The 15,895-nt window shown below is 33.6% G+C and carries 16 protein-coding genes; 4 read left to right on the forward strand and 12 right to left on the reverse strand.

Annotation, left to right across the window (positions count from 1 at the left end):
* Positions 1 to 171: 171 nt before the first annotated feature.
* Both ACAM30_RS19315 and ACAM30_RS19320 read left to right on the forward strand, forming a co-directional pair.
* Positions 172 to 4,362, forward strand: coding sequence for a DUF6531 domain-containing protein (locus ACAM30_RS19315; protein ID WP_369616147.1), 4,191 nt, complete (start codon positions 172 to 174; stop codon positions 4,360 to 4,362).
* Positions 4,362 to 5,537, forward strand: coding sequence for a leucine-rich repeat domain-containing protein (locus tag ACAM30_RS19320; protein WP_369616148.1), 1,176 nt, complete (start codon positions 4,362 to 4,364; stop codon positions 5,535 to 5,537). The genes ACAM30_RS19315 and ACAM30_RS19320 overlap by 1 nt, the downstream gene beginning before the upstream one ends.
* A 116-nt stretch (positions 5,538 to 5,653) precedes the next feature.
* Here the strand turns inward: ACAM30_RS19320 and ACAM30_RS19325 are convergent, their stop codons facing one another.
* The 3 genes from ACAM30_RS19325 to ACAM30_RS19335 form a co-directional block, all read right to left on the reverse strand.
* Positions 5,654 to 6,046: a hypothetical protein gene (locus ACAM30_RS19325; protein ID WP_369616149.1), complete on the reverse strand. Its 393-nt coding sequence runs from the start codon at positions 6,044 to 6,046 to the stop codon at positions 5,654 to 5,656.
* Between the two features lie 70 nt (positions 6,047 to 6,116).
* A complete protein-coding gene (locus ACAM30_RS19330) occupies positions 6,117 to 6,569 on the reverse strand; it encodes an energy transducer TonB (RefSeq protein ID WP_369616150.1) in 453 nt (150 codons plus the stop codon).
* A 310-nt stretch (positions 6,570 to 6,879) separates the two neighbouring features.
* A complete protein-coding gene (locus ACAM30_RS19335; RefSeq protein WP_369616151.1) occupies positions 6,880 to 7,425 on the reverse strand; it encodes a hypothetical protein in 546 nt (181 codons plus the stop codon).
* 205 nt (positions 7,426 to 7,630) lie between these two features.
* Between ACAM30_RS19335 and ACAM30_RS19340 the strand changes: the two genes are divergently transcribed.
* Positions 7,631 to 8,038, forward strand: a complete 408-nt coding sequence (locus ACAM30_RS19340; protein ID WP_369616152.1) for an XRE family transcriptional regulator — start codon at positions 7,631 to 7,633, stop codon at positions 8,036 to 8,038.
* A gap of 240 nt (positions 8,039 to 8,278) precedes the next feature.
* Here the strand turns inward: ACAM30_RS19340 and ACAM30_RS19345 are convergent, their stop codons facing one another.
* The 7 genes from ACAM30_RS19345 to ACAM30_RS19375 form a co-directional block, all read right to left on the reverse strand.
* The gene (locus ACAM30_RS19345) at positions 8,279 to 9,310 is read right to left on the reverse strand and encodes a hypothetical protein (RefSeq protein ID WP_369616153.1); all 1,032 of its coding nucleotides are present in this window, start codon (positions 9,308 to 9,310) and stop codon (positions 8,279 to 8,281) included.
* Positions 9,311 to 9,470: 160 nt separating this feature from the next.
* The gene (locus ACAM30_RS19350) at positions 9,471 to 10,367 is read right to left on the reverse strand and encodes a hypothetical protein (RefSeq protein WP_369616154.1); all 897 of its coding nucleotides are present in this window, start codon (positions 10,365 to 10,367) and stop codon (positions 9,471 to 9,473) included.
* Between the two features lie 120 nt (positions 10,368 to 10,487).
* Positions 10,488 to 10,712 carry a hypothetical protein gene (locus tag ACAM30_RS19355; protein ID WP_369616155.1) on the reverse strand — a complete coding sequence of 75 codons (225 nt, stop codon included), beginning with the start codon at positions 10,710 to 10,712 and terminating at the stop codon, positions 10,488 to 10,490.
* A gap of 277 nt (positions 10,713 to 10,989) precedes the next feature.
* Positions 10,990 to 12,012 (reverse strand): META domain-containing protein, encoded by a 1,023-nt coding sequence (locus ACAM30_RS19360; protein ID WP_369616156.1) that lies wholly within the window; start codon positions 12,010 to 12,012, stop codon positions 10,990 to 10,992.
* 207 nt (positions 12,013 to 12,219) lie between these two features.
* On the reverse strand, positions 12,220 to 12,585 hold the full coding sequence (locus tag ACAM30_RS19365; protein WP_017497211.1) for a Dabb family protein: 366 nt from the start codon (positions 12,583 to 12,585) through the stop codon (positions 12,220 to 12,222).
* A 2-nt stretch (positions 12,586 to 12,587) separates the two neighbouring features.
* On the reverse strand, positions 12,588 to 13,043 hold the full coding sequence (locus ACAM30_RS19370; protein ID WP_369616157.1) for a VOC family protein: 456 nt from the start codon (positions 13,041 to 13,043) through the stop codon (positions 12,588 to 12,590).
* Between the two features lie 69 nt (positions 13,044 to 13,112).
* A complete protein-coding gene (locus tag ACAM30_RS19375; RefSeq protein WP_369616158.1) occupies positions 13,113 to 13,682 on the reverse strand; it encodes a Crp/Fnr family transcriptional regulator in 570 nt (189 codons plus the stop codon).
* 279 nt (positions 13,683 to 13,961) lie between these two features.
* Between ACAM30_RS19375 and ACAM30_RS19380 the strand changes: the two genes are divergently transcribed.
* The gene (locus ACAM30_RS19380; protein ID WP_369616159.1) at positions 13,962 to 14,591 is read left to right on the forward strand and encodes a DUF6506 family protein; all 630 of its coding nucleotides are present in this window, start codon (positions 13,962 to 13,964) and stop codon (positions 14,589 to 14,591) included.
* Positions 14,592 to 14,885: 294 nt separating this feature from the next.
* On the opposite strand, the gene ACAM30_RS19385 is transcribed toward ACAM30_RS19380, so the two are convergent.
* Together ACAM30_RS19385 and ACAM30_RS19390 are read right to left on the reverse strand one after the other, a co-directional pair.
* Entirely contained in the window at positions 14,886 to 15,131 is a 246-nt protein-coding gene (locus tag ACAM30_RS19385) for a hypothetical protein (protein ID WP_369616160.1), read from the reverse strand.
* Between the two features lie 82 nt (positions 15,132 to 15,213).
* Entirely contained in the window at positions 15,214 to 15,813 is a 600-nt protein-coding gene (locus ACAM30_RS19390; RefSeq protein WP_369616161.1) for a transposase, read from the reverse strand.
* Between the last annotated feature and the right edge of the window lie 82 nt (positions 15,814 to 15,895).

Genomic DNA, 15,895 nt, shown 5'->3' on the forward strand with positions numbered 1-15,895 from the left:
TATTTCAATTTTCCTCTTCTTCCTACAAGAAATAAAGTAAAAATAATGCGCCATAAAAAAGCTATAACTTTAATCAGGATGATAATCATTTATAAAATAATGTTTTTTAATACCAAATAAATAAGCCCCAAAATATAAGAGAACCCCCAAATAATTAAGCAACACCTACTTATGCTATTAACCGATAACCATTTAACCATTGTAGTGGGGATTGACATCCATTTCACTACCCTACCCCCTTTTAACCCTTTCCATCCTTATATAGGTATTGTCATCGATCCATTCGATTATATTCCGTTTTTAGGTGCCACTGTACATGTAAACGGATTTAAACGTGGAAACTCAGACACCAGCGGTATCATAATACCTTTGATGCACATTCCGCTTTTTACACCGCCCTGGCTGATGACTCCTATCATTGGTCATGAAAGTATGAACTTTTTTGCTTCTAAAACAGTTTTCTCAGACGGTACCAGAATGAGCCCCAAAGGACACATGTTAATGACTTGTAATGATATTGGGATTCCCCTCTCGATGTCTTTAGGGAAAACCAAAATAGGCAAGAAAATGTTACCTTTTGCCCCAACTCTTTTTGCTCCAACCTCATTCTCCTTGCCTATCCCTACCGGGAAACCCGTGATGGTTGGCGGCCCCTATCCTCCTGATTGGGGAGGAGTCCTTACAGGCTTATTAGCAAGTATTGGTTTTAGTACCTTAATGAAAAAAGTGAGAGGACTTGTTAAAAAGATTAACCTTAAGGGATCAAAAGGTCCTGATGGCCTCAAAGATGCACTTCGAAAATGTGTTAATGACCCCGTAAACGCAATCAATGGAGCAGTAATTTATGAAGGAAGCGATTTTAGTATTGCCAGTCCAATTTCTTTAAACTGGGAACGCAGTTGGTATTCAGATTCTCCATATGTGGGTTGGCTTGGTCATGGAACCCATAGTGTGTATGACAGAGCAGTTGAATTATACCCCGAAGACGATGCCCTTGGACTTCGCATGGATGACGGACGTCTTGTGGCTTTTCCGATGCTACTGCCTGAGGAAGAATTTTACTTACGTGAAGAAAAAATAACTTTAAAAAGAACTCAGGATGGTTATGAGGCTTACGATCACGATAGCAAACTCTTTTATGATTTTACTCTGTTTGACGGAAAAAAATACCAGCTTACCAAAATTAGTAATGTTAGCGGACTTAGTGTCATTTTTGAATTTACAGCCAATCGTCTGAAAAAAATCATTGATGCTGCAGGCAGAGAGATCAAAGTGAGCACAAAAGGCGGATTCATTCAAAAGTTGGAACTTGTCGGACCGGAACAGGACGAACTTTTGGTAGCCTACGAGTACGATCAGGAAGGCAACATAAGTGCGATTATCGATGCACTTCAAAAACCAACAACCATTGAATATGAAAATCATTTAATGGTCAAAAAGACCGACCGTAACGGACAAACTTTTTATTGGGAATACGATAATGAAAACCGTTGTATCCATACCTGGGGAGATGGCGGCTGGCAGGAAGGCTGGATGGAATACCATCCTGAGGAAGGTTACAATCTGATAACAGACTCCAACTATGCCGTAACCACTTATTATTACGAGCCAAGTCAGCTGATTACGCAGGTTAAAGACCCTATGGGCAATAGCACCTTTTACGATTATACCGAGTTTATGGAACTTTATCGCGAGATTGATCCTGAAGGACGCATTCTTGGTTTTAATTATGATGACAGAGGGAACAAAACCGGCACCGTTTATCCGGATGGCACCGAAGAAATCATGATTTATGATGAGGAAAACCGCCCATCGATAGCCATAGATCCCGAAGCGAACAAAACCGTTTATCTGTACAAAGAAGACAGACCGGATCAGCTCAAAACCATTATTGCACCTGATAAAACCACTACTCATTTTAGTTACTATAATAATGGGCTACTGGCTACAGTGGCCAAAAACAACAACAAACTCGAATTGATTTATGATGATCGATACAATCTTATCGAATGGCGTGAGAATAGTGAAAAATTAAAATCGTGGGAGTACGACCATCGTGGACGCGTACAGGCGATTTACACCCCAATGCAAATGGCTGATTACTTTAGTTATGACGCATTGGACAGGGTAAGGCAAATTGTAGAGAAAGACAGCAATGTCATACAGTTTACCTACAACAATTATGATGAAGTAATAGGTTTAAAAGACAATAAAAACAGTATTAAGTTCAGTTATACCCCAATGGGAAGTCTTTCTACACGCGAGCAAAATGGCGTAAAAGTGCGTTTTGATTACGACAAGATGGAACAGCTGCAAGCCATCAAAAACGAAGACAACGAAGTCTACTATTTTACCCGAAACAAAGCCGGACAAATTGTAAAAGAAACTGCATTTGATGGTATGGTCAAAAAATACCAGCGGAATCTCGCAGGTGAAGTCACCAGAATCGATCATGGCAACGGCAGATTTACCGAATATGAGCAGGACGCTTTAGGACGTATCACCAGAGTCGACTACCACGATGGCAGCTGGGAAACCTATAGCTATAATAAAAATGGACTTTTAACGGAGGCCGTAAATCAAAATGTAAGCATTCTTTTAGAGCGAGACGAAATGGATCGTATCGTAAAAGAAACCCAAAAACAGCAGCTCGACAAAGCAGAAAATGCCATTGTACTTACCGCGACCTACAACAAACTGGGACAGCGTACCCATATAAGCACTAGTTTAGGAGCAGAGATCAGTACGTATTACGACTCAAAAGGACAACTTGAACGAATAGAAGCCCAAAGCAGCGAGCTCAAAGAACAGCATCAGAAGTGGGAAACCACCCTGAAACGCGACGAACTGGGAAGAGAAATAGAACGCTTTACCACTGGTGGACTCCACATTAAAACCAGTTACAACAACAGCGGAAAACAAAAAGAACAGGAAGTATTTGCCAATGGCAAACGCACCGGATCTCGTTTTTATAACTGGGATACCAACCAGCAGTTACGCAGCACAGTAAACCAAATGACCTCCAATATCACTTATTTTGATTATGATGATTTTGGTAATCTGGCAAAGGCAGATTATAATGGAAAAGAACAGCTGTACAAAACCCCGGATGCAGTAGGAAATCTTTACAAAACTCCCGATCGCAGCGATCGTAAATACGGTAAAGGCGGTAAACTGTTACAGGATGAGAAGTACCATTACAAATACGACGAACTGGGTAACCTGATACACAAAAGTTCCAGAAACATCAATGAGGAATTAAAATTCGAAGAACCAACCAACTGGATCGATAAACTGGCGGGTAACAAAATCGAAGAAACCAGATTACAGCAAGAACACGAGCAGTGGCAGGACGGAGATACCATGTATAACTGGCTGGCGAATGGTATGCTCGAGAGCATCACCAATCCTGATGGGAAGAAAGTACATTTTGAATACGATGCCCTGGGCCGACGCACCGCAAAGATTGCAAACGAAAAAATAAATCGCTATGTTTGGGATGGCAACGTTCTTATTCACGAATGGAAGTATGATTTAAAAGATCGACCTAAATTAATTGCTACTGAAGATGACTTGGTATACGACAAGCCAGAACCCATTGAGAATTTAATTACTTTGGTCTACGAAGACCGTTCTTTTGTACCAAGCGCTAAAATTGTTGGCGAGGAAAAGTTTTCTATTATTAATGATTATATCGGCAGACCTGTACAAGCTTATAATGAGAAGGGCAAGCTGGTTTGGGAAACCGATTATGATATTTATGGTGAATTACACAATCTAAAAGGTGATCGAAGTTTTATTCCTTTTAGACAGTTGGGACAGTACGAAGATGCTGAGACAGGATTATATTACAACAGGTTTAGATATTATAGTCCTGAAACTGGAGGATATATCAGTCAGGATCCGATTGGGTTACATGGAAATAACCCAAATTTTTATGCTTATGTAGAAGATAGTAATTCAACATTTGATCTTTTTGCGCTTGATGTAATTACAATTATAAGGCAGGATGTAAATATTGGCAGCGGAAATCATTATAGATTGATCTTTACTGATTCAAAAGGAGTTCAACAAATGACGCATTTGACAATGGGTAGAAATGATATAATCGAAATCAAAACTGGAGCGAGTAAAATATCTCTTGATGATATCGATGCAGCAGACAAAAAAACAATCGAAGTAACTCGTAATTTGAATGATGCGATATCAAAATCAGCGCAAAGATTTAATGGTAAAAAATATAAACTTAATGAATTTGATTGTTTTAGATATATTGAATCAATCATAGGGAAAGCAAACCCTAATGTTTCAGTAAAAGGAAGTACTAATTTGGAAAGGTTTAAGAGTTTAGGATGTAAATAATGAAAGCATTTATAAAAAAAATAGAGAATCAGTTTGATATTAAAATGATCAAATCTGATGAAGCGATTGATTTCGAAAATACTTATACAGTTGATAAAGATGATAACATAACAGCGTTGCGTTTACAAGAAATCCCAATTAATAGCCTTGACTTTTTATTACCTGTATCTGATAATTTAGAAGACTTAATTGTACAAGATTGTGAAATCAAAAATATTAAAGATATAGGTGTTTTTAAACAGCTTAAAAAATTAGATTTAAGCATTAATCCCTTGTCAAATATTGAAGGTATTGAAGGTTTAATAAATCTACAGGAACTGAATTTATCCGCTACTGATGTGGATTCTGATTCTAAATTTGAAAACATTCAAAATCTTCAAAACTTAAGGTCTTTAAGCTTAGATTATACTAAAGTAAAATCTATTCAGGGATTAGAACATGCAAAAAAATTGAGGAAGTTAAGTCTGAGAAATGCAAGAATCGAAAGTTTTGAAGATATTGAAGAACTGGAAAATATTAACCACATAGATCTCTCCTCTTGTTTTGACTTGGATTTCAACAGATTAGGGTTGGATAGAATGAAAAATTTAGAAAAATTAAATCTGAGTTCTTGTATTATAAAGTCATTTCAAGGTCTAAAAGAAATGACCAGCTTGAAACAGCTTTTGCTGCATAACGCAAGCGAAATCGAAAAAATAGAGTGCTTAGAATATCTGGAAAATTTACGAGTATTGGATTTAAGCGAAACAGAGATTTCAAAAATAGAAGGATTAGAAGGATTAAGTAATCTCACCATGTTGAATTTTGCTACTAATAAAATATCAGAAATAGAGGGAATTAAAAATCTAAAAAATCTGGAATATATTGATTTACGCAATAATAAGTTTTCTGTTATCAAGGAAGATAGTTTTATTGGAATTGAGAAAGAATGTGTTGTAGATATTGGTTTCAACAATGTCACAAACTGTGATATAAAAACAAGAAAAAATGTAAAAATTGTTTATAATCATGAAGGTGCCGGGCTTAATTTAGACCCCCTATCCTTTGCTTTTGGTGACATAGAAAATATTGAAAAGTATTGTGGAGAGCTCAAAAAAGAGTATTTAAATCGTATTAAAGAATTTGGTCTTTCCAGTTCTCTTAGTATTAGCGATTTCAATAAAAGAATAATGTAAAAATCTTTAGCCGTAAACTGCCCTGTATCGGGCAGTTTATTTTTATAACTATTATGGTTAAAAGCTTTGTTTGTATAAGTCCTGAAAAATAGAATGTTTAAAGGAATATTACTTTTTTAGAAGGGGTTTTCCGTTTTATCTTCAAAAGTTACTTTGCCAAAATTTATCTTTTCCATCTCATACATAAAAGGCATATGCGATTCCGCTATCCATTCTCCATTTTTAAAAATAAAAGATAAGTGTCTTCTAAGAGAGCCTTCTGGAGTAAAAATTTGAAGATTATCTTTTTCACTGGGCTGGTACTCAAAATCAAAACAGTTTCTGGTATTAAGACAAACAAGCAGTGCCTCGTTTGTCAAATCTTCTGTTAAAGCGTTCTCAGGCATATATCCCATTCCATCCATAGTAGTTTTACTGTAGCCTATACATTTTTCTAATGTCCAGGTAAAGTCAACACGTCTTTTTTGCCTGTTTTTTCGAGAATTCTTGTGGTGAATAATAGTACTCATTCCATTTGGAACACAGGTACAAAGTTTAATTTCTTTTCCGTTTACGCACATATATTTTGATAGCTGATTATTATTGAACATAAAAAGGTATACTAAACAAACATCTTACCGGTTCTCCGTTTATAGTTCCCGGAATCCAGTTTGGACATAATTTTAAAACCCTTTCTAATTCTTCTCCTGAACCATATCCAAAATCACGAAGAATTTTTATATCAGACAAGGTTCCGTCTTTTTCTATTATCATCGAGGCAAAAACTGCACCAGCCAGTTGTTCATCTTCAGCCACTTCTTTAGGTGCAACATAATTCTTCGTTAGGAAAATATGAAATTTTTGAATACCGCCCGGATATTTAGGTATAGCCCCAACAGATCCAAAGTTGTATACCTTATTATCATTTTCATGAAGTTTATTCTGAGATTTTCTTTCTACTTTTTTGACAGCCTTTTTCTCTACAGGTTTAGGGTTATTTTGACAACTAAAAAGCAGTGCAAAACTAAAAAGGGCAAAAAAAGTGTTTCTCATTGGTCTTCAATTTTTAATTGACTTCAATTAACTTGAACTTTTACTTTTAAGTATAATGAAATAAAATTCATTGACTAAAGTAAAAGCAATTTTCCATTCTATACAAATAAAGAAACTAGAAAGATTAGTATTTCGTCAAAGTACACCCCTAAAATAATTTGTAGTTGATGTAATGGTATTCACAAAGAAATTAAGGACTGAAAGTCCTATAGCGCAAGCAGAGTGCAACGCACTATGATATAAATGAAACAAATGAAATTGCCCTGAATGGGCAAAAGCAGAAAGCGTAAACAATTATCCCACCACAATATCAGGCCGATTTGCATTCCTTGATTTTCTCAATACCTCTTTCTTTCATTAAATATACTGCGTCGAGCATTTTGATTAAATAAATGTAGGGCGTCGTAAGGTCTGAGTAAGGATCTGTAGGATTAGGTGACATTGAAAGCTCCAGCATTAGACATAAAAATGATTCAAATTCTTCCAGAGTCTTTTCGTTAAATGCTTTTTGAAATACTATAAAAGGATTGTCGTATTCTTCCTTTGTCAGCGAAGAAAGAGGAGAAAACATTTCACTGGGCAAAGATGCTGTAACTTTCCATTTTTTGCTTTTTTCTTGCAGGCAGTAACACAGTTTAAGAAAATTGTTCATAGCCGTATAAAAAACAAAAGCATTCGAGGGATTGTTCGCTTCGTAAACTTCACTCTTATAACTGTAAACTACCACTTCGGTTAGATTTTGTTTGTAATAATCAAGATCTGCAAAGGCAAAAAAGGCTTCGACTGCCTTAATTGGATTTCCCGACACCTCCCCTGCCCAAGAGCTGGTTTCGAACGATATTGTATTCTTGTTCATGCTAAAGTGATTTAAAATTCGCAAACGAATTTCTGTTCTTTAAAAAGGATAATCTATTCGAAAAGTGGATATTATACCCTAAATAAAAATTGGTATAATATCTGACAAAAAAGATGTTTTCTCGGATATTTTTTTATCTTTGAAACTCAGGGTTTTTAAGCCAAATGGCTTTATCTTTGAGCCTTTAGAAAAATTGACAATCGCTATGGAACAGAAAATACATCAGGGAAGAAACGTAAAACGTTTTAGAGAAATGCTTAACATCAAACAAGAAGCATTGGCTTATGATCTGGGAGAAGACTGGAACCAAAAGAAAATTTCGATGCTCGAACAAAAAGAGGTAATCGAAGACAAGCTGCTGAAACAAATTTCTGCCATCTTAAGAATTCCGGTGGAAGCTTTTCAGAACTTTGATGAAGAACAAGCGATAAATATTATTTCGAATACATTTTCAGATTTCAAAGATGGAGCCTCTGCAATTAATCTTCATCCAGTATTTAATCCAATACAAGAGGTTTTAAGAATACACGAAGAAAAAATCGCTTTATACGAGCGTATGTTGAAAGAGAAAGATGATATGATGGCGAGGCTTGAGAAGTTGATTGGTAAATGATTATTTATAGAAAATATAATGCAAAAAAGAGACCTTAGAGTCTCTTTTTCTGTTTAAAACTATTAATTCAATTTATAATCTGATTAATATTTATCAGTTCGAAGTCAGGAGGAGATATACACCCAACTTTTCATAAGATTCTTGAAAAGGAAAACATTGCTTGGCACTTACATATAGTTTTAAATTCAACTTTTACATTACTTTTCCTATTATTTGAAATATTTTTAGATAATATTTTTTTTATAATTCTAATGCCATTTTAATAAAATCACTTGAATTTTTATCCATTACTACCATTCCAGCATCAAGCGGATTTTCAAGTTTATATCGCGCTTTTGCAGATCCATTTAATGCATAATCATACCCCTCAATTTCAATAACACACCAATGTTTATATCTGCACTCAATGACTACTTCATCAGCATAAAATGGCCAATCTCCATCAAACTCTGATTTTAAAATCTTCTTATATTTTATGTTAGGATTTAATTTTCTCTCTAAATTATCTTTTAAAGTTCTTTTATATACTTTCTTTGGTATTTCTTTATATCGGGTTGTATTTTTTCGATAATCTCTATTTCCAAAATCTTTTTCGTAAAGTAGTCCAAAATCACAAAAAGATACATAAGCTATTTGTTTCGCCTTTTTTCCAATACAGTTAAAAATAATTTGTCTTGATAAGGCTGAAACAAATCGTTCAAAAATTACTATTACAGTGCTATTTAATTTGTAAAAAACTTCATATTCAGTTTCTCTGCTTAATAGTTTTGATAATAATTTTTCATCTCTTAGTAAATGTTTGTTTTCAAATTTTGTCCATAAATCCTTTGTGTTTAACGGAATCACTTTATTTTCAGTTATTAGATCAAAATTATAGTATCTTGACTTTTTGCCAAACTCCGATATTATAAAAAGTAATTCTTTTAATTCTACATCATTTTTTAAAAATTCAAGATCATCTTTATATTGAGGTTGTTTAAAATCAAAATAATAATTATCGATAATTTCTTTTAATAATGACTCTAAATCGTGACCCAGATTTTTAAGGTATTTAAAAGTTGGGTATTGATTCTTTTCATTTTGATAAGCAAGGCAAATATATGATTTCATGAATCTCTCAAACCCTTGTGATAAAAGTTGAAAAGGTAAAAAATGAAAATTATTGCTTAAACCAATGTTTTGAATCTCTCCTAACCCCAGCATAATTAATTTATTAGATGTTTCAACTTCTTCTAATAACGCAAAATATTTAGTTATATCTTCTTGATTCATTATCTTCTTTATTATTTTATAAAACTATATGTTTAATCACCTTAAACATATAGTTTTAATATTTATCTTAATTTTTATAGTTAGCTAAGAAATTCCTATAGTTTGCAGTCTAATTTACGTAGTGCTAAAATTATTCATTTTATACCCTGACAAAAACACTTTATTTTTCTAAAAAATCATACAAATACATCAATAACCAAATTGTTATTCCTGTTTTTACTTTTAAACTTCTAACTTGATTTTCTGTTAATCCAATATTTGGTTGATGAACATTACATAAAATAGAGTAACAATTACAAACATATTGAATTTCGTTTTTTGTAAAATCTTCAAGTGTTCTAAATTCAAACTTTGATGTAAAATATTCTATTTTTTGTGCTCTTTTAATTTTTACCAATTCTATATTTTGTTTTCCTAAATGATATTTTTTAAAATTATTTTTAAACATCTCTTCGTCTTTGATTTTTTCAAGTGGCGCCAATTTTTGATCTATTAAATACTCAAGGATAGTTCTCAAAGAGATTAAACATTGTCTTAATCTATCAGGATTATTTTCTGATTCTAGGACTTGGGTGGCCCCAATCCAAAGACTCTCAAGATTATGATTTTCTAAATATGGCATTAGATTATCATTCAAAATTTTTTCTTTTTCTTGAATATCAATGTCAGTAAGATCAGATACTAAAGATTCTTTTAACTCTTCGGCAGATTTTAAATTTAAGATTTCTAAATCGGTAATAAAACCAAATTGTAATTCAGGATTGTTTTTTAAGTTTTCTCCTATATTAGAAATTTTTTTTAAAGTTTCTAATAATTTATCATGAAATAAATTGTCAAATTTTGGTATTTCTATTTTAGGCAAAACAAAATTTGGAAAATCAACTTTTGGAAAATCAACTTTTGGAAAATCGAAAGTAGGAATTGCAAGTTTTAATTTATCCTGCATTTCAATAATTTGTCTTATACTTTCTGGAATTGGGTTAGCAAGTTTAGCAAACTGACTCAGCTTTGTATTAATTCCAGCAATCTCTTTTAATTTATCAAAGTTATTTTCCATTTCTTTTAGTTTAGTTAAAGTGCATCACGCACAAATAGATTATTTATTTAATCACAATATTTCCAAAAAAGAACCAATTAAAAGTCTAAAAAAATTTAACAATAAATGCTCATTAATAATTTATTTTTTGAAGACTTTTTTAAACATCTTCTGAACAGCAATCTCTGTTTGTTTTGTTATAATTTTTTTAACTTTTTCAGTGAGTTTCATCTTGAAGCTTTCACAACAAGAGTTAATTTGAAATCCCTTTGCGGTTTTTATAAATTTGGAATATTCATTATGTTCAGAACACACTTCACTTTCAATTTTACGTTTAATTACACCATAATCTAAAAAATCGCTCATATCTTTTTTGTTTTAATTAGTTATTGGACAAAGCTACTCTTGCAGTACGCAGTGTTTTTGCGCAGTTAAAAAAATATTCAATTTATAGTCAATTTTATTTAGTTTATCTGTAAAGTGTACCTCACAAACAGTGCGCAAACGTCTCTGACTTTACGTCAATTTGTAAATATGTAATTTAAAACTTTAAGTCATAAAAAAACCAGTGAAGCTAATTCACTGGTTTTGCAATTATTTTTTATAAATCATCCTTTATTTTAAGATGACTTATAGAACAAACTTATTTTATAGTGCCAAACATCATAACTAGTCTATCGTTAAGATAAAAATTAAGAGTTTGATCGGCTACGTCAAAACGCAAGTCTTTGTTGTTTAAATAAGATAGCATTTTTTGCTCTGTTTTGTTTCCTTCTTCACCAATGCATGCCATAGCTGTAGCCGCTACCCTATCAAAAGAAATGTGATCACCAGTAGTTGCATAAGTTCCAGCGAAGTTGTTGCAGCCTGTACTTCCGCTTACTTTTTTTTCTGCAGGATTAAACTTAATAGAAGCCTTTCCGTAATCCTGTCCAACATTTTCAAGTGCGATTAGTTTCCAATTGTTTTTTGCAATAAAACTCCACAGTTGATTTTGAGTGGGTATCGAAAATTCCATCACCACTTTGTTCTTAGTATTTCTAAACTGCACTTTGTTGTTCTTCTTTACAATTTTGAACTTTTTCTTTGTGATCGCAGTACTAAAATCTTGCTCCAATTTCATGCCTTCACCCTCACAAGCCATTAAAGTTCCAAAAGGAGAATCGGTCTTAATTTGATTTTTTGCAGAAAGCTTTGTATACTTTACATTGAAGATATTACATCCGTTGTTACCGTTTATTGTTCCGGTTTCATCATTAATGGTAATAAATGCTTTCCCGCTATTTATCTTTTTTCCGTTTAACTGGGTCAAGATCATTTTGGTATTGTAAATTCCTTTTTCGGCATTTACAGGAGTTTTCGAAACAATGCTTTTCAGTTTGTACTGGTAGGCAGAAGCGTCGGCAGGAATAGGCGCTTGTCTTTTGGTTCTCGTTACCAAGATCTCGTATCGATTTCCTTTTTCAAAATTAAAACCTTCAATATGATCGTAAAATAACTGCCATTCTTTGTCCTTGTCATACTTTACCTGCAGACATTCCATAGGACCAACCCCCATACAGGACACTTTACTTTCTTTTACAAACATTTTTAAACTTTCCTGGCCATATGTAATTGTTGATAATAATACCGCTACAAAAACATAAATACATTTAAATCTTTTCATTATTTTAATTTTTTAGAATACCGATTAAGCATTCAGATTATTCAATGTTTTCCTTTCAAGCACGAACTGTGCCACTTTAAAATTAAGAATGTTTTTAACATTTTTTTATCATCCCTCCTGCTCTGTGAAGTACCCAGCAAGCCATTGAATCATATCTTCGACTTTGCGTTGTCCATTCAATTTTGCGTCAGTATTGCTTTTACTAAGTTAAGAAAAAGAATTGAATACCAGAATCTCTTGTAAAACCGGTTTGATATAACTGGTATTTAGCTCTTCAACAGGATCTGATTTACTGAATACTTTTAACGATTTCTGGTCCTTAAACCGGGCTGCTTCCGCACGGGTAAATCCTTTTGCTATATCTGTAACGTTTTCTCCAAAAGAAATATCGATAAGTCCCGAAACTGTACTGTGCTTTTTCAGCATTTCACTTTTAAAGTTTTGCTCCTGCTCCAATGATGCTTCCGATTTGAATTTGAATAACACCACATTTACCGCTTTTGGATTGTTCGATTTGCATTGGTTTTGCCCTGGCTCTGCGCAAATGGCTAAACCTAAAAATAAATACTTCATCTTTAATTCGCTTTTTCTGCCAAATCCCAGATGTAACCAAACGGATCCTGAATTCTTGCTTTTAAATCTCCCCAAAACTGCATTTCCGGTTCAGCAATAATTTTGGCCTCTTTATCTTTTCTAATTTCGGCAACCAATGTTTTTACATCGTCTACATACAGGTAAAAAACAAAAGGAGGTACCTGCCCTGAAGTAATTGGAGCTACTGCCTGAAAATCCCAATGTTCTTTATTGAGTACAAAGTTGTTTCCGCGATACCGAATTCTTGCAAACAATAGTTCTCCATTGTTTTGATCTTCCAACTCAGAAATGGAAACCATTTCCATTACTCCGGTATAAAAATCTATTGCACTGGCTACGTCCGGTACGCTTAGAGTGACGGTTAACCAGTTCAGTCCGGGATGTGGATGCGTACGATGTTCTACATTCTTAAACCAATTTAATTTATCTTTTTGCATGTCTTAATTATTTAGTTCTGCAAAGATCGCAAGCAAAAAGATTGTATTTTTTGATGTAGGTCAAAATCGTCAGCGTTTGCGTATTCTGCTTAAAGTTTCCTGTGTTACACGCAAAAAAGAAGCAATATGCCCCAAATTAATACGCTGTACTAAACTAGGCTGTTGTTCCATAAGTGATTGATAACGCTCTGTAGCGCTTTCGGTATGCAACGAAGTAATTCTATCCTCGAGAATAACACACAGCTCTTCGGCAATTTTTCTGCCAATACGATTTAACTCGGGGTACTGTTCGTATAAAATCTCTAAATCATCTACTGCAATGGCATATACTTCTGAATCTTCTAAAAATTGTATGTACTCTGGTGAAGGTTTATTGGCATACATCGGCATTATGGCCCCAAAAATTTGGTTTTCTTCTCCAAACCATACGTTTATTTCTTTCTCATTCCGATTAATATAAGCTCTGAAAACACCTTTCTTTACCACAAAATAACTTGTTAGTAGCTGTCCTTGCTTCAAAAAATGATCGTTTTTTTTCTTTGTAAATACCTTAGTTTTTTGCTCAATAGCCATTTCCACGCTTGAACTCAGCGCTCCATATTTCTTAAATTGTTGAATTAATGGATTTGTATTATTCATAGCTCTTGGGAAATGATTGTATAAGTTCTGAGATAAACACCTGCCGATGTGCATCATTTGATTTAAAATCAAATTTACTAAATTAAATTTTGCTTAAAAAAATACCAATAAATAAAACCTGTTGTATTTCTATCCTGTTCTGATTGCTTGTCTTTAGAACATATCTCAAGAAGCATTAAGTAGTATTCCGATACTAAAAACGATTTTGATCTACATCAAAAAAAGCGCTCAAATTTCCGCAGATCTTTGCCTTACTAAATAATAAAACAAAAAATAATCATGGAAAAAACAGTAAAACAAGTAGATTTAAAAGAAAACCAACGTCCTCTAAACAAGGCTATTATATATGAAGGTTATGGAGCTCTACCTAATAAAACCAAGTTTGTTCGTGAAAGTGCATCTGGTAAGTTGACAATTGTAGCCATCGGTGACCCTTCTGAATCTCTGGCAGCTGCCATTACACTGGCAGACGATGGTGCAGAATTAATCGAACTGTGTGGTGCTATTTCACCTGTATGGAGAGCAAAGGTTAGTGAAGCAATTGGAAGTCGAGCCAAAGTGAGTTCGGTTACTTTCGGATTCGAATCGCTGGCTTTGGCGGCTGCTTTTAGTTTATCCTTTCACGAAGGTAATCCACCTCGCGAAGCCTTCATTATTCTTGAAAGTGGCAGTGACCCAATACAAGACCGTTTCGAACAAGCATTTCATCCGCAGCATACCACATTTATTCCGGTACCGGATGAAGCTATGGGAGCTAAGATTGCCGCAGAACTTGTAGAATCTGGTTTTGGATTAATTGAACTTTACGGAGGATTCACTGCATCTGGAGCAGCCAAAGTTATTGAAGCAGTCAACGGCCGTGCTCCAGTTGGAATAGGAAGCTTCACTTTAGAGGTAACAAATCAATAAATTCAATTAAAAATATGCAAATTTTCTAAAATCTTGCCTATCTCAATTTTTACAGATTGTTCCTTTTTTCAAACTAAAAAGTCTATTTCATAAGAAATGGACTTTTTCTAAAACTTTCCTAGTTTACTTAACCGGTAATTTATTTTTGAAAATGGAGAAGGTTCAAATAACAAGAGAAAATTTCCAAATGCAAAACAAGAAAATCTGCGTTCTCCACTCAAGTTTTTCAATAAAAAATAAAACCATTCGCTAGTCCTACTATAAAATCAATCAATACCTGTAAATCTTAAGCAGCTACTTACCCGCTAGTCTTTCTCTCAATACTACTTCTTCCTGCTGTAATACCAATAGTTTTATGGTATATTGCTCTTGTATCAGTACACTGTTTTTCTTCAGGACGTTTTGGGCGGAGCTTTTTATACTGGGTAAAAGTTCCTCCTGCCAGGTATAGGTTTGCTGTTTGTTGGCAATCAGGGCGTCAGCAATTTTCAGCGCATTTTGCTTCAGCTCTCCGCAGTGTTCTTTTCCAAAGCTGCGCAAATGTCTCCGACTTTGCGCTACCTACTCAAGTCTTCATGAAAGAACAAAAGCCTCTATAAGTCTCTGACTTTTAACTAAAAAATTAATATTTATTATAACGAACAAACGATTTATGGTCTAAAACATTTATTACTGGATTATCAGCTTTTTCAACTTTTAGCAGTCCTGAATCACATACATAATTACTTGCACTTGAATAAATATAATCTGATGCTTTAGCAACAATTCCGCCGCTTACTGGATTTAAATGTATATAATCTAATTTTGACCACATAAACTCATTACTATAAATTTCTTCTGCATGATTTCCATACTGCCAGAATTGGTATTCTTTATTTCTTGAATGACTGTGGGTTGCTAATTTAAAACGTTCTAACATCCATTCTCTTCTACTTTCAGGGATATTTTGAATTTTTCCAAGTATATTTTTCGCGGTAAATTTTTTAAAATCTCTTAATAAATCTGATAATTTTCCATGTTTAGATTGAATAATTAGATGTATATGATTGCTCATAATAACATAACCATATAAAATCATTCCTTTATTCTCAATACAGTATGCTAAACTCTCAATGACTATATCTCTATAAACCTGACGTGTAAAAATATCTACCCAGTCCACAACTGTTGAAGTTATAAAATGTGGCAACGTTTGATCTCTTATTATGTATCCCTCTTTCATTTTTAAATCTTTTTTACAAAAATATAAGATTTAACTTATTTTTAAATACTTATTAAATGATAAAAAAAGAATCTGAGACTCT

Source organism: Flavobacterium sp. CFS9 (assembly GCF_041154745.1).
In the GTDB taxonomy this organism is placed as follows: domain Bacteria; phylum Bacteroidota; class Bacteroidia; order Flavobacteriales; family Flavobacteriaceae; genus Flavobacterium.

What these genes read in the sequence shown, in the direction of transcription:
- ACAM30_RS19350 (WP_369616154.1), bottom strand. Translation starts at nt 10,367, where the DNA reads ATGGAAAATAACTTTGATAAATTAAAAGAGATTGCTGGAATTAATACA.
- ACAM30_RS19320 (WP_369616148.1), top strand. Translation starts at nt 4,362, where the DNA reads ATGAAAGCATTTATAAAAAAAATAGAGAATCAGTTTGATATTAAAATG.
- ACAM30_RS19330 (WP_369616150.1), bottom strand. Translation starts at nt 6,569, where the DNA reads ATGAGAAACACTTTTTTTGCCCTTTTTAGTTTTGCACTGCTTTTTAGT.
- ACAM30_RS19375 (WP_369616158.1), bottom strand. Translation starts at nt 13,682, where the DNA reads ATGAATAATACAAATCCATTAATTCAACAATTTAAGAAATATGGAGCG.
- ACAM30_RS19355 (WP_369616155.1), bottom strand. Translation starts at nt 10,712, where the DNA reads ATGAGCGATTTTTTAGATTATGGTGTAATTAAACGTAAAATTGAAAGT.
- ACAM30_RS19365 (WP_017497211.1), bottom strand. Translation starts at nt 12,585, where the DNA reads ATGAAGTATTTATTTTTAGGTTTAGCCATTTGCGCAGAGCCAGGGCAA.
- ACAM30_RS19380 (WP_369616159.1), top strand. Translation starts at nt 13,962, where the DNA reads ATGGAAAAAACAGTAAAACAAGTAGATTTAAAAGAAAACCAACGTCCT.
- ACAM30_RS19325 (WP_369616149.1), bottom strand. Translation starts at nt 6,046, where the DNA reads ATGAGTACTATTATTCACCACAAGAATTCTCGAAAAAACAGGCAAAAA.
- ACAM30_RS19340 (WP_369616152.1), top strand. Translation starts at nt 7,631, where the DNA reads ATGGAACAGAAAATACATCAGGGAAGAAACGTAAAACGTTTTAGAGAA.
- ACAM30_RS19335 (WP_369616151.1), bottom strand. Translation starts at nt 7,425, where the DNA reads ATGAACAAGAATACAATATCGTTCGAAACCAGCTCTTGGGCAGGGGAG.
- ACAM30_RS19370 (WP_369616157.1), bottom strand. Translation starts at nt 13,043, where the DNA reads ATGCAAAAAGATAAATTAAATTGGTTTAAGAATGTAGAACATCGTACG.
- ACAM30_RS19360 (WP_369616156.1), bottom strand. Translation starts at nt 12,012, where the DNA reads ATGAAAAGATTTAAATGTATTTATGTTTTTGTAGCGGTATTATTATCA.
- ACAM30_RS19315 (WP_369616147.1), top strand. Translation starts at nt 172, where the DNA reads ATGCTATTAACCGATAACCATTTAACCATTGTAGTGGGGATTGACATC.
- ACAM30_RS19390 (WP_369616161.1), bottom strand. Translation starts at nt 15,813, where the DNA reads ATGAAAGAGGGATACATAATAAGAGATCAAACGTTGCCACATTTTATA.
- ACAM30_RS19345 (WP_369616153.1), bottom strand. Translation starts at nt 9,310, where the DNA reads ATGAATCAAGAAGATATAACTAAATATTTTGCGTTATTAGAAGAAGTT.